The 13,424-nt window shown below is 60.5% G+C and carries 12 protein-coding genes; 8 read left to right on the forward strand and 4 right to left on the reverse strand.

The window, feature by feature from the left end; translation table 11 throughout:
• Positions 1–51: 51 nt before the first annotated feature.
• The 6 genes from BLS87_RS10425 (at position 52) to ggt (ending at position 6,977) form a co-directional block, all read left to right on the forward strand.
• Entirely contained in the window at positions 52–1,491 is a 1,440-nt protein-coding gene (locus BLS87_RS10425) for a coniferyl aldehyde dehydrogenase (RefSeq protein WP_074752406.1), read from the forward strand.
• A complete protein-coding gene (locus BLS87_RS10430) occupies positions 1,488–2,024 on the forward strand; it encodes a twin-arginine translocation pathway signal protein (protein ID WP_074752407.1) in 537 nt (178 codons plus the stop codon). The genes BLS87_RS10425 and BLS87_RS10430 overlap by 4 nt, the downstream gene beginning before the upstream one ends.
• Before the next feature lie 30 nt (positions 2,025–2,054).
• On the forward strand, positions 2,055–3,650 hold the full coding sequence (locus BLS87_RS10435) for a GMC family oxidoreductase (protein ID WP_074752408.1): 1,596 nt from the start codon (positions 2,055–2,057) through the stop codon (positions 3,648–3,650).
• Positions 3,651–4,326: 676 nt separating this feature from the next.
• Positions 4,327–4,812: a pantetheine-phosphate adenylyltransferase gene (coaD, locus tag BLS87_RS10440; RefSeq protein WP_074752409.1), complete on the forward strand. Its 486-nt coding sequence runs from the start codon at positions 4,327–4,329 to the stop codon at positions 4,810–4,812.
• A 91-nt stretch (positions 4,813–4,903) separates the two neighbouring features.
• Complete coding sequence (locus BLS87_RS10445) at positions 4,904–5,155, forward strand: YfhL family 4Fe-4S dicluster ferredoxin (RefSeq protein ID WP_074752410.1); 252 nt, start codon at positions 4,904–4,906, stop codon at positions 5,153–5,155.
• A 79-nt stretch (positions 5,156–5,234) separates the two neighbouring features.
• A complete protein-coding gene (gene ggt / locus BLS87_RS10450) occupies positions 5,235–6,977 on the forward strand; it encodes a gamma-glutamyltransferase (RefSeq protein ID WP_425262212.1) in 1,743 nt (580 codons plus the stop codon).
• Here ggt and BLS87_RS10455 read toward each other — a convergent pair.
• From BLS87_RS10455 to BLS87_RS10465, 3 genes are all read right to left on the reverse strand, one after another.
• Positions 6,959–7,297: a multidrug transporter gene (locus BLS87_RS10455; RefSeq protein ID WP_074752411.1), complete on the reverse strand. Its 339-nt coding sequence runs from the start codon at positions 7,295–7,297 to the stop codon at positions 6,959–6,961. The two genes, ggt and BLS87_RS10455, sit on opposite strands and share 19 nt — an antisense overlap.
• 116 nt (positions 7,298–7,413) lie before the next feature.
• Complete coding sequence (mutM, locus tag BLS87_RS10460) at positions 7,414–8,226, reverse strand: bifunctional DNA-formamidopyrimidine glycosylase/DNA-(apurinic or apyrimidinic site) lyase (protein WP_074752412.1); 813 nt, start codon at positions 8,224–8,226, stop codon at positions 7,414–7,416.
• Positions 8,227–8,268: 42 nt separating this feature from the next.
• Positions 8,269–9,135, reverse strand: coding sequence for an HDOD domain-containing protein (locus BLS87_RS10465; protein WP_074752413.1), 867 nt, complete (start codon positions 9,133–9,135; stop codon positions 8,269–8,271).
• 168 nt (positions 9,136–9,303) lie between these two features.
• Here BLS87_RS10465 and BLS87_RS10470 point away from each other — a divergent pair, with 168 nt between their 5' ends.
• On the forward strand, positions 9,304–10,500 hold the full coding sequence (locus BLS87_RS10470; RefSeq protein ID WP_074752414.1) for a class I SAM-dependent rRNA methyltransferase: 1,197 nt from the start codon (positions 9,304–9,306) through the stop codon (positions 10,498–10,500).
• A gap of 174 nt (positions 10,501–10,674) precedes the next feature.
• Here the strand turns inward: BLS87_RS10470 and BLS87_RS10475 are convergent, their stop codons facing one another.
• On the reverse strand, positions 10,675–11,133 hold the full coding sequence (locus BLS87_RS10475; RefSeq protein ID WP_074752415.1) for an REP-associated tyrosine transposase: 459 nt from the start codon (positions 11,131–11,133) through the stop codon (positions 10,675–10,677).
• Between the two features lie 439 nt (positions 11,134–11,572).
• Here BLS87_RS10475 and ilvD point away from each other — a divergent pair, with 439 nt between their 5' ends.
• Positions 11,573–13,420: a dihydroxy-acid dehydratase gene (ilvD, locus tag BLS87_RS10480; protein ID WP_074752416.1), complete on the forward strand. Its 1,848-nt coding sequence runs from the start codon at positions 11,573–11,575 to the stop codon at positions 13,418–13,420.
• Positions 13,421–13,424: the final 4 nt, after the last annotated feature.

Raw genomic sequence — 13,424 nt, forward strand, 5'->3', positions numbered from 1 at the left:
TAGAGCAATGACTCTAAAACAACGCTACAACGCCCAAAAGGAACTGCAGCAATGCCTGTTGAATCCGTCCGCCTGCCCCTGCCTGACGACCTACCCGACCCGCATGCCGAACTTCAGCGACTGTTCGATAATCAGCGCCGGGCCTTCGCGGCGAACCCCATGCCGGTCGCCGGGCAGCGCCTGCAGTGGCTCGACAGCCTTCGTCAATTGCTCAGCAACGAGCGCCAGGCGTTGATCGACGCCATCAGTGCCGATTTCAGCCACCGCAGCGCCGACGAGACGCTGCTCGCCGAATTGATGCCGAGTCTTCACAACATTCATTACGCACGCCGACATCTGAAAAAGTGGATGCGCGCGTCTCCGCGCAGCGTGGGCATGGCGTTCCAGCCCGCCTCGGCCAAAGTCATCTATCAGCCACTGGGCGTGATCGGTGTGATCGTGCCGTGGAATTATCCGCTGTACCTGGCGATTGGCCCGCTGGTGGGCGCCTTGGCGGCGGGTAATCGGGTGATGCTCAAGCTCAGCGAGTCCACGCCTGCGACAGGCGAGTTGCTCAAAAAGCTGTTCGCCCAGGTTTTCCCCGAAGACTTGGTGTCGGTGGTGCTGGGCGAGGCGGACGTCGGCGTGGCGTTTTCCCGACTGCCTTTTGATCATTTATTGTTCACTGGCGCCACCAGCGTCGGGCGACACGTGATGCGCGCTGCGGCAGAGAACCTGACGCCCGTCACGCTGGAGCTGGGCGGTAAGTCCCCTGCCATCGTCTCCCATGACGTGCCGTTGAAGGACGCTGCCGAGCGCATTGCTTTCGGTAAAACGCTGAACGCCGGCCAGACCTGTGTCGCGCCGGATTACGTTCTGGTGCCCAAGGACCGCATCGACGACTTTGTCGACGCCTACAAAAAGGCGGTTACGGGGTTCTATCCGACACTGGCGGACAACCCGGACTACACGGCGATCATCAACCCACGGCACATGGCCCGGTTGAACAGCTACCTGGCCGACGCGACGAGCAAGGGCGCGAACGTCATTTCTTTATACGAAGAGGGCCAAGGGAGGCGCATGCCGTTCAGCCTTGTACTCGACGTGAAGGACGAGATGCTGGTCATGCAGGACGAGATTTTTGGCCCGCTATTACCCATCGTCCCTTACGAGCGCATCGAGCAAGCATTCGATTACATCAATCAACGACCTCGCCCACTTGCGCTGTATTACTTCGGCTACAACAAGGCCGAGCAACAACGGGTGCTGGAGCGGACGCATTCCGGTGGTGTCTGTCTCAACGACACCCTGCTCCATGTCGCACAGGATGATTTGCCCTTCGGCGGTATCGGTGCCTCCGGGATGGGGCACTACCACGGTCACGAAGGTTTTCTGACATTCAGCAAGGCCAAATCCGTGTTCATCAAGCAGCGCTTCAATGCCGCGCGGCTGGTTTATCCACCGTATGGCAAGGCGATACAGAAGCTGATTCAGCGGTTGTTCGTGCGATGAGTGTCGCGGCTTCGGGCGTTTCCAGGCGGGGCGTTCTGAAATTTGGGCTCGGGGCGACCGTATTTCTGTCCACAGCAGGCGTGACGGCGAGTCTCAGCGGATGCTCAAGCACGACGGCCGCGCCGGGTTTCAACGTTTTGCGTGCCAGCGACATGCCGTTTTTGCAAGCGGTGATCCCGGTCATGATCGAGGGCGCAACGGCGGCGGTCACCGTAAAAAATGCGGTAGATGCCACGCTGCATAGCCTGGACAGCGGCTTGGCGCGACTGTCCCCGGAAATGCTCAAGCTGACTCAGCAACTGTTCGATGTGGTGGCGATGGCGATCACCCGAGGACCGCTGACGGGCATCTGGGGTCGTTGGGAAAACGCCGATGCCGAACAGATCCGGCATTTTCTCGGCCGCTGGCAAAACAGCTCGCTGAACCTTTTGCGTCAGGGTCACAGCTCGTTGCTGCAACTGGTGCTGATGGCCTGGTATGGCCGGGCCGAGTCGTGGGCCGCATGCGGCTATCCGGGGCCGCCGAAAATCTAACCCATAAAAACAATAAAAAACCGAGGTTCTATGCCTGTTCCCGACACGTTCCGCGAGGGTCTAGCTCGCGGCTGGAAAACCCATGACGGCTCGACGCTTGAGCAAGACCTGACGCTGGAAGCCGATGTCGCCATCATCGGCAGCGGCGCAGGCGGCGGCACTACGGCGGAAATCCTCAGCGCAGCCGGGCTCAAAGTGCTGATCATCGAAGAAGGGCCGCTGAAAACCAGCTCCGATTTCAACATGCTGGAGGACGAGGCGTATTCGACGCTGTATCAGGAAGGGATCGGCCGCATGAGCAAGGACGGCGCCATCACGATCCTGCAAGGCCGCGCGGTGGGCGGAACCACGCTGATCAACTGGACATCAAGCTTTCGTACGCCCGACCAGACCCTCGACCACTGGGTGCGCGAGCATGGCGTGAAAGGCCACAGCCCCGCCGAAATGGCACCGTGGTTCGACAAGATGGAACAACGACTGGGCGTCTCGCCGTGGATCGTGCCGCCAAACGCCAATAACGACGTCATTCGTCAAGGCTGCGAGGCGCTCGGTTATAGCTGGCATGTCATCCCGCGCAACGTGCGTGGTTGCTGGAACCTGGGCTATTGCGGCATGGGCTGTCCGACCAACGCCAAGCAATCCATGTTGGTGACGACGATTCCCGCGACGCTGGAACGCGGGGGCGAGTTGCTTTATCTGACGCGCGCCGAACGCCTGATCATCGAGAACGGCAAGGTACTCGGCGTGGAGTGCCAGGCGATGGATGAACGTTGCGTCGCACCCACCGGGCGCAAGATCACGGTCAAGGCGCGTCACACGGTGCTCGCCGGCGGCGGCATCAACAGCCCCGCCCTGCTGATGCGCTCCAAGGCACCGGACCCCCATGGCCGCCTGGGCAAACGGACGTTCCTGCACCTGGTGACGTTCTCGGCGGGCCTGTTCGACAAGGTCATCAACCCGTTCTATGGCGCGCCGCAATCGATCTACTCCGATCACTTCCAGTGGCGCGACGGCGTGACCGGGCCCATGGCCTACAAGCTTGAGGTCCCGCCTTTGCAGCCAGCACTGACCACTACGTTGCTGGGCGATTACGGTCCGAAGAATGCAGAACGCATGGCCCAGTTGCCGCACACGCACATGATGCTGGCGTTGCTGCGCGACGGCTTCCACCCCGACAGCGTCGGCGGAACGGTCGAACTGCGCGGCGATAACACGCCCGTGCTGGATTATCAGGTGTCGCCCTATGCCTGGGACGGCGTACGCCGCTCGCTGCACAGCATGGCCGAGATCCAGTTCGCGGGCGGCGCAAAGGCCGTCATGCCGCTACACGGTGATGCCGACTACGTGAAAACCGCCGCGCAGGCGCGCTCGCTGATCGACACCCTCAGCCTGGAAATCTTCCGCACGCGCCTGGGCAGCGCGCACGTCATGGGTGGCTGTGCGATGGGCGAAGATCCGAAGCACGCCGTTGCAGACAGTCTGGGCAGGCACCATCAACTGGAAAACCTGTCGATTCATGACGGATCGCTGTTTCCGACCAGCATTGGCGCCAATCCGCAGTTGTCGGTGTACGGGCTGACGGCAAAACTGGCGACGGGGTTGGCGGACAGATTGAAGCGCACGTGACGCATCACCCGTAAGAGCCGGCTTGCTGGCGAATGCGGTCGTTCAGGCAACCTCAATGTCACTGACCCACCGCATCGCTGCCCTCGTAACCTCGGACGTCTCCCACAGGTCCTGCTTTGCAATCAAGCTCTGTGGCATGCCTCAAACAGTTGGAAGACTCACGCCCAGATCGGGCAGACCAAGGTGTCTTGACTGCCGCGAGACCTGTAGGAGCTGCTGGAGGTTACGACAGTGGCGAATGTGGTGGGACAGGTACATCGGCGGTGACCGACACGCCGCATTCGCTGCCCTCGTAACCTCGGACGTCTCCCACAGGTACTGCTTTGCAATCAAGCTCTGTGGCATGCCTCAAACAGTTGGAAGACTCACGCCCAGATCGGGCAGGCCAAGGTGTCTTGACTGCCGCGAGACCTGTAGGAGCTGCTGGAGGTTACGACAGTGGCGAATGCGGTGGGACAGGTACATCGGCGGTGACCGACCCACCGCATTCGCTGCCCTCGTAACCTCGGACGTCTCCTACAAGTACTGCGCCGTTCCGATGATTGCGGTCGATATCTAATCTGTAGCCGGCTCCTACGAGGCCCTCTATCGCGGCCAGTCCTGCGGCCTGACTTGGCCGACCCAGTCTCCTGCGCTACCATCCGAGTCCCCTACGGACTCCGACCAGGACGACGCGATGAACCGAGTGTTGTACCCAGGCACCTTCGACCCTATCACCAAGGGCCATATCGATCTGGTCGAGCGTGCCTCGCGGATGTTCGACCAAGTGGTCATCGCCGTTGCCGCCAGCCCCAAGAAAAACCCGTTGTTTCCTCTGGAGCAACGCGTGGATCTGGCTCGCGAAGCGACCAAACACCTGTCGAACGTAGAAGTGGTGGGATTTTCAAGCCTGCTGGCGCATTTTGCCCAGGAACAGAACGCCAACATTCTGTTGCGCGGACTGCGTGCCGTCTCCGACTTCGAGTACGAGTTTCAACTCGCCAACATGAACAAACAGCTCGCGCCTGACGTGGAAAGCCTTTTTCTCACGCCGTCCGAACGCTACTCATTCATTTCATCTACGCTGGTCAGAGAAATTGCGGCGCTGGGGGGTGATATCACTAAATTCGTACACCCGGCGGTCGCTCAGGCGCTCAAGGAAAGGTTCCAGCCCGGTTCGTGAGTGATGTTCAGGTGCATACCGAGCGCTAATGCGGCACAATTCGCCGCATTAGTTTAGATATGCCCCGGTGTCGACCGCGGCAGGAGTATCCATGTCCCTGATCATCACCGACGATTGCATCAATTGCGACGTCTGCGAACCCGAGTGTCCGAACGAAGCGATTTCCCAAGGTGAGGAGATCTACGTGATCAACCCGAACCTGTGCACCGAATGCGTTGGCCATTACGACGAGCCGCAGTGCCAGCAAGTCTGCCCCGTGGACTGCATTCCGCTGGATGAGAACCACGTCGAGAGCAAAGATGAGCTCATGGCCAAGTACCAGTTGATTACCAGCAAGGCATAACCAAAGGCATATTTTGTCGGCATCCGCGCTTTCGCCGAAGACACTGGCTGTAATGCCTGTTGACCTGAGCGAGATACGCATGACATCGATGCTGGAGCGAATACCCTCGTTGTTTGGCGCAGTGCTTTCACTGAGCGCCCTTTCGGCTCAAGCCAGTCCTGATCACCCTGACCAGGCCGCGATCGCCAGCCCACACCCCATCGCCACCGCCGCCGGTCGGGAAATCCTGGTTGACGGCGGCAACGCATTCGACGCCGCCATCGCGATCAGCGCAACGCTTGCCGTGGTCGAACCTTACGGTTCGGGCATGGGCGGTGGAGGCTTCTTTTTACTGCGTCAGGCAGGGGAACCAGTCCAGTATCAGTTCCTCGATGCGCGAGAAAAAGCGCCGCTCAAGTCCAAGCTCAAGATGTTTTATCGCCACGGCGTTGCCCAGCCGGACCTTTCCCTGAATGGCCCGTTGGCGGCCGCGATCCCAGGGTTACCGGCTGCCTTGGTTGAACTCGCCGAGCGTTATGGCCGGTTGCCGTTGAGCATTTCCATGGCGCCTGCCATTCGTATTGCGTATCGCGGTTTCAAGGTCGATGAGGTGTATCGGGAGCGTGCCAGTTGGCGGTTGTTTGCCCTGCGCGCCAACAAGGAAAGCGCCCGCCTGTTCCTGCGCAACAACGACGTGCCTGACATCGGCGAAATCATCAAACAGCCCGAACTCGCGCAGACACTGGATCGTCTGGCGGACAAAGGTCGCGCCGGGTTTTACAGCGGGCTGACGGCACAAGCGATGGTCAGCGGGGTTCGCGCCGCGGGCGGCATCTGGAATTACCACGATTTCGAAGAGTACGAGGTCATCACCCGCACGCCACTGCGTTTCCAGCTGGCGGACCAGCGGGAGCTGATCAGCGCGCCTCCGCCTTCAGCGGGCGGCATTGCCTTGGCACAAAGCCTGTTCATGCTGCAGCAACTGCCGTGGCGGGAGTCGGAAAAAGTCCAGCGCGCCCATTACGTCGTGGAAGTGCTGCGACGCGCCTTTCGCGATCGGGTGTTATTCGGTGATCCTGACTTTGTGCCCAATCCGATCGCTCAGGTCCTGGCACCCGACTACCTGTTTGAGCTGACGGGCAGCATCGACCCTCATCGCGCCACGCCCAATAACATCCTGCCGCCCGCACCGCGCTGGCGCGAAGGTGACAACACCAGCCATTTCTCGGTCCTCGACAACGAGGGCAACGCCGTCGCCGCGACGCTCTCACTGAACCTGCCGTTTGGCTCGACCTTCACCGTGCCCGGCACGGGCGTGATTTTGAACGACGAAATGGACGACTTCGCGGTCGATCCCAAAGGCAGCAATACCTACGGGCTGGTCGGCAGCCAGGCGAACATCATCGAACCCGGCAAGCGTCCTCTGTCGAGCATGAGCCCGAGCTTCATTGAAAGTCCGCAGGCGTTCACCGCCTTCGGCACGCCAGGCGGCAGCCGGATCCCCAGCGTGGTGCTGTTGTCGATGCTGCAATACCTGGACGATCAGCCAGTGACCCAATGGACCTCGGCGCCGCGCTACCATCACCAATACATTCCGGACGTGCTGGAGTACGAGGCCGGCGCGTTCACCGAAGAGGAATTAAGTGACCTGCGCGAGCGCGGTTATCGCCTCAGGGAGACCAAGCGCGATTTCGGCAATCAGCAAGTGCTGTTGTGGCGCAAGAACAACGCCAAGGTAGAAGCCGCGAGTGATCCTCGCGGAATAGGTCTGTCAGCGACGTTCAGGCCCGATGCGCCGCTGAATCTGGTGCGGACCTGCACCGATCAGTCGTGCTTGCCGTAGCCGCTCGTGGTGCAACCCAGGCAGCGCACGAAGGCTGCTTTGCCCGGATCGACGACCAGTGCCTTGCCGGTCGCGCCGAGGTTACCGCCCGCCGCAGCGAACGGCGATGCGATCACGAACAGGCCCGCACCAATCACGGTTGCCACGATCAGCAGCGGACGCGCGATCAGCAGGTCGCCCATCATCGCGTAAGCCGGGGGATTCTGAATCTGGTACACCGGATCACCGCTGCCTGCGGCTTCAACCTGCGCCATGGCCGGTGTCATCTGCAAGCCGAAGAACACGGCCAGGGTAGCAGCGAGAATACGAAACGGGCGCATGGCGTGATCCTTCAGGCTCAACGAAAAAGTGATGGTGCTCACTATAAACAGGGATCGGGGTTAAGCAAGGGGATGTCTGTCTCATTCGCGACACACATCCCGTAGGACGCCGCGCTCTACTTCTGACACTTGGGGCAATAAACGCTCGCCCTCTGTCCCAGTTTGACGTCGCGCATCGTCGTGCCGCATACCTTGCACGGCTCTTCGCCGCGACCGTACGCGAACAATTCCTGCTGGAAATACCCCGGCTGACCGTCACCGCCAATGAAATCGCGCAGCGTCGTACCGCCCCGTTCGATGGCTGCCGCCAGAATGCGCTTGATCTCGACGGCCAGCTTTATATAGCGCGCCTTGGAAATGCTCTTGGCCTCACGACGCGGGTCGATGCCCGCCGCAAACAATGCCTCGGTCGCGTAGATATTGCCCACGCCTACCACCACCGCGTTGTCCATGATGAACGGCTTCACCGCCATCGACCGTCCGCGCGACAGCTCGTACAGCCGCAAGCCATCGAACAGATCGGTCAACGGCTCAGGCCCCAGACGCATCAACAACTCGTGGTTGTGAGGATCGAGACTCCAGAGCATTGCGCCAAAACGCCTCGGGTCGGTGTAACGCAGCGCCAGCCCGGATTCCAGTTCGATGTCGACGTGCTCGTGCTTGAGCGCGGGAAGCCCCGCTTCGACCAATCGCAGATTGCCCGACATGCCCAAGTGACTGATCAATGTTCCCACCTCGGCCTGAATCAGCAGGTATTTGGCGCGTCGCTCCACGACCACGATCTTCTGGCCGGACAGGCGCACGTCCAGATCCTCCGGAATCGGCCAGCGCAAACGCCGATCGCGAACAATCACGCGACTGACGCGTTGCCCTTCCAGATGAGGCGCGATGCCCCGACGGGTGGTTTCGACTTCAGGTAACTCAGGCATCAGGCAGCAGCTCGGAGGCGACGGGACCGCAGGCGCACGTGATCAGTGCGCGCTCAGTTCACGGATACTTTCTTTGAGGTTTTCGAAGTCGTAATCGGACAGGCCGACGTAATCGAGAATCAGATGACCGATGCTGTTCCATTCATGGTCAATGGCCTGATTCCCCAATACGCGATGGGACGAGCAGATGTGCTCGGCCATCTTAAGGGTCGCCAGCAGGTTTTTCAGCGGCGCATTGCGGCCCGAATCGTCCTGAAAGATCGCCAGCGCATTGTGATGGTTGGCGATGGCATTGCTGACATGTTCAGGCAGACGCCAGGACTTGGCCGTGAAATAGCCGACAACCGCGTGGTTCGTGTTGAGAATGCGGTTCTCCGTGTCCACCACCCGACACTCCGGCCCGGCTTTGGCGTAGGCCTCTTCCAGCACGTTCATGTACTCCGGGAAACGCTTGAGCATCAACGGCACGCCGCAGTCGTGGAACAAGCCCAGCGCGTAGGATTCGTCCACCGTCTGCGAGCCGAGTCGCTTGGCCAACGTGAGGCTGGTCATGGCGACATCCTGAGCGGTGTCCCAGAAGCGGTTGAGCACCACGATGGTTTCGTCAGTCATCTCGCCCTTGATCGACTGCGCGTTGATCAGGTTGATGACGGACCGGCTGCCCAGCAGATTCACCGCACGCTGAATGGAAGCGATCTTGTTGGCCAGACCGTAATGCGCCGAGTTGACGATTTTCAGCAGAGCGCCGGAGAGGCCGGGGTCCTGTGCAATCAACCGGGCGATCACACCCAGATCAGGGTCGGGCATGTACTGCTCCATCTGCAAATCGACCATGATTTGCGGCTGGGGCGGAACGCTGATGCCTTGCAACGCCTGCTGGATCTGCTCGGAAGTAAGCTCTTGGGACATAAGTACACACTCAAGGTCAGGGGGCGATTCTAACCTTTACCGCCCATGCTTCGACAACCGCTGAAACACTCTCTGGATCCGACAGACCGCTAGCCGGTTAATTCATCGCCAGACGCCCGCAAGCGAGATCACACGTTATAATCCCGCTCTTTTTTCCGGAGCGACGTCATGTCCCTGCCTAGCTTGCGCCTCAAGCCCAACGCCGACCGTCGCCTGCGCGCCGGTCACCTGTGGATCTACAGCAACGAAATCGACGTTGCCGCCACCCCGCTCAACGGCTTTGCTCCGGGCGCTCAAGCGATTCTGGAAGCAGCGGGCGGCAAGCCGCTGGGCATCGTCGCCATGAGCCCCAACAACCTGATCTGCGCGCGCTTGCTGTCGCGCGACGTCAAGCTGCCGCTGGACAAGTCGCTGCTGGTGCATCGCCTGAACGTCTGCCTGTCGCTGCGCGAGCGCCTGTTCGACAAACCGTTTTACCGCCTGGTGTACGGCGATTCCGACTTGTTGCCGGGCCTGGTGGTCGATCGTTTCGGCGATATCCTGGTGGTGCAGCTGGCCTCTGCGACCATGGAACAGCACAAGGACGATGTCCTGGCGGCCCTGATCCAAGTGATCAAGCCGAGTGGCATTTTGCTGAAGAACGATTCCGCCGCGCGCGACGCCGAGGGCCTGACCCGCTACGTCGAAACCGCATTCGGTCTGGTGCCTGAGTGGGTGGCGCTGGAAGAGAACGGCGTGAAATTTGAAGCGCCGGTGATGGAAGGCCAGAAAACCGGCTGGTTCTATGACCACCGCATGAACCGCGCGCGTCTGGCGCCGTACGTCAAAGGCAAACGCGTGCTGGACCTGTTCAGCTACATCGGCGGTTGGGGCGTGCAGGCCGGCGCGTTCGGCGCCAGCGAAGTGTTCTGCGTTGACGCCTCCGGGTTCGCGCTCGATGGTGTTGAACGCAACGCCGGGCTGAACGGTTTTGCCGAGAAAGTCACCTGCATCGAAGGCGATGTGTTTGAAGCGCTGAAAGAGCTGAAAGCGGCTGAAGAGCGCTTCGACGTGATCGTTGCCGATCCGCCTGCGTTCATCAAACGCAAGAAAGACCTGAAGAACGGCGAAGGCGCCTACCGTCGCCTGAACGAGCAGGCCATGCGCCTGCTGAGCAAAGACGGCATCCTGGTCAGCGCATCCTGCTCGATGCACCTGCCCGAAGATGATCTGCAGAACATCCTCCTGACCAGCGCCCGTCATCTGGACCGCAACATCCAGCTGTTGGAACGCGGCGGCCAGGGCCCGGACCACCCGGTACACCCGGCCATCCCGGAAACGCGCTACATCAAGAGCATTACGTGCCGGTTGTTGCCGAATAGTTGATTTTTTGGCGACCTGACTGACGCAATCGCGGGCAAGCGCGCTCCTACAACGGACCGCGTTTACCTGCGATGTACGCGGTGTACGCGGTGTACGCGGTGTACGCGGTGTACGCGGTGTGATGCAGCTCAAGAACGCCGCGGTCAACTGTAGGAGCGCGCTTGCCCGCGAAAAATCTCACAGCCAAACCGCATCCCAGAGCGGGTAATCCCCCACCCGCTTGACCAATCCGGCCCTCAACGGATTGGCAACGATGTAACGCGCAATCGCCTGCAAATCCTCCTCTCGCCTGACAGCCCTGTCGTGGTAACCCTTCTGCCAGACGCGAAGCGGCGTGTGACCAGACCTCATGATCGCAAGCGCGCTGCCGGATTTAACCCGCCGCATCAACATTCCCAAATTGCCCTGCCTCAATCTCACCAGCCAATGAAAATGGTCTGGCATGACAACCCACGCCAACGAGTCCGCGATGCCTTCCTGCTGAACACGGCGAAACTCGTCCACCACCAACCGGCCTGCCAACCAGTTGGAAAAGAGGGGTTGGCGGCCATGTACGACAGACGTCAGAAGATAAATCTGGCCATCACCCGAATATCGCCCCAACCTCAAATCGCAGGCCCTTTTAGATGCAGACATTCCCTTGTCCCTGAAAAAATGGTTCAAGGAAAGGCTAGTGCAAGCCTGAACCAACGAGGGTTGATCAAGTAATCAGATGTGTTCGGACTGGCGCTTTCGCGGGCAAGCGCGCTCCTACAGTCGAGCGTATTCCCATGTGATAACGCATTCATTTGTAGGAGCGCGCTTGCCCGCGAACAGGGCCTGCGGCATTTCAAAAACCAACCGTTCAGGCTCAAGTCCTCACGCTCAACACTTCCTGCCATTCCCTCCCGCCGCCACAGGTGTAGAATCAGCGCTATTCATCGCCAGTCATCCCCGGCGGGTTTATGAGCTCAGGCTGAGCGTACGGTGATCCCGTGTCGTTCGGTTTCTTCGCTGCATCCGGTCACTGCCTTTGCATACGACGTCACTAGAAGCTCACTCCCTTCCTTATTAGCCGATTAGCCGGAGTGCTCCAATGCCTGATTACCGTTCGAAAACGTCCACCCATGGCCGCAACATGGCCGGCGCGCGTGCTTTGTGGCGTGCCACGGGCATGAAGGATGAAGACTTCAAGAAGCCGATCATCGCCATCGCCAACTCGTTCACCCAGTTCGTACCGGGTCACGTGCACCTCAAGGATCTGGGCCAGCTGGTTGCCCGCGAGATTGAAAAGGCAGGCGGCGTCGCCAAGGAATTCAATACCATCGCCGTGGATGACGGCATCGCCATGGGCCACGACGGCATGCTGTACTCGCTGCCAAGCCGCGAAATCATCGCCGACTCGGTCGAGTACATGGTCAACGCCCACTGCGCCGACGCCATTGTCTGCATCTCCAACTGCGACAAGATCACCCCCGGTATGCTGATGGCCGCTCTGCGCCTGAACATCCCGGTGATCTTTGTTTCGGGCGGCCCGATGGAAGCCGGCAAGACCAAACTCGCCAGCCACGGCCTGGACCTGGTCGACGCCATGGTCATCGCCGCCGACTCGACCGCTTCCGACGAGAAAGTCGCCGAATACGAGCGCAGCGCGTGCCCGACGTGCGGTTCGTGCTCCGGCATGTTCACCGCCAACTCGATGAACTGCCTGACCGAAGCGCTGGGCCTGGCATTGCCCGGCAACGGTTCGACGCTGGCCACGCACAGTGACCGCGAGCAATTGTTCCTGCAAGCCGGCCGTACCATTGTCGACCTGTGCAAAACCTACTACCGCGATAACGATGACTCGGTCCTGCCGCGCAACATCGCCAACTTCAAAGCGTTCGAGAACGCAATGACGCTGGACATCGCCATGGGGGGTTCGACCAACACCATCCTTCACCTGCTGGCCGCCGCCCAGGAAGCCGAAATCGCCTTCGACCTGCGTGACATCGACCGTCTGTCGCGCAAAGTGCCGCAGCTGTGCAAAGTCGCACCAAACATCCAGAAGTACCACATGGAAGACGTCCACCGCGCGGGCGGCATCTTCAGCATCCTCGGTTCGCTGGCCCGTGGCGGTCTGCTGCACACCGACCTGCCGACCGTGCACGCCAAATCCATGGAAGAAGCGATCGCCAAGTGGGACATCACCCAGACCGACGACGAAGCGGTTCATCACTTCTTCAAGGCTGGCCCGGCAGGTATCCCGACGCAAACGGCGTTCAGCCAGTCGACCCGCTGGGAAACCCTGGACGACGACCGTGAAAACGGCTGCATCCGCAGCGTCGAGCACGCTTACTCGCAAGAAGGCGGCCTGGCCGTGCTGTACGGCAACATTGCGCTGGACGGTTGCGTGGTGAAAACCGCAGGCGTCGACGAGTCGATCCATGTGTTCGAAGGCAACGCGAAGATCTTCGAAAGCCAGGACAGCGCCGTTCGCGGCATCCTCGCTGACGAAGTGAAAGCCGGCGACATCGTGATCATCCGTTACGAAGGCCCGAAAGGCGGCCCGGGCATGCAGGAAATGCTCTACCCGACCTCGTACCTGAAATCCAAAGGCCTGGGCAAAGCTTGCGCATTGCTGACCGACGGACGCTTCTCGGGCGGCACGTCGGGCCTGTCCATCGGCCACGCTTCGCCTGAAGCGGCAGCCGGCGGCGCAATCGGTCTGGTGCGCGATGGCGACAAGGTGCTGATCGACATCCCGAACCGTGGGATCAACCTGTTGATCTCCGACGAGGAAATGGCGGCCCGTCGTGCCGAGCAGGACAAGAAAGGCTGGAAGCCTGTCGAATCGCGTCCTCGCAAAGTCACTACAGCGCTCAAGGCCTATGCCCTGCTCGCAACCAGTGCCGACAAAGGCGCGGTGCGCGACAAGGCGATGCTGGACAAGCTCGTGCCGTAAGCAT

The sequence above is a fragment of the Pseudomonas abietaniphila genome (genome assembly GCF_900100795.1).
Classification (GTDB): Bacteria; Pseudomonadota; Gammaproteobacteria; order Pseudomonadales; family Pseudomonadaceae; genus Aquipseudomonas; species Aquipseudomonas abietaniphila.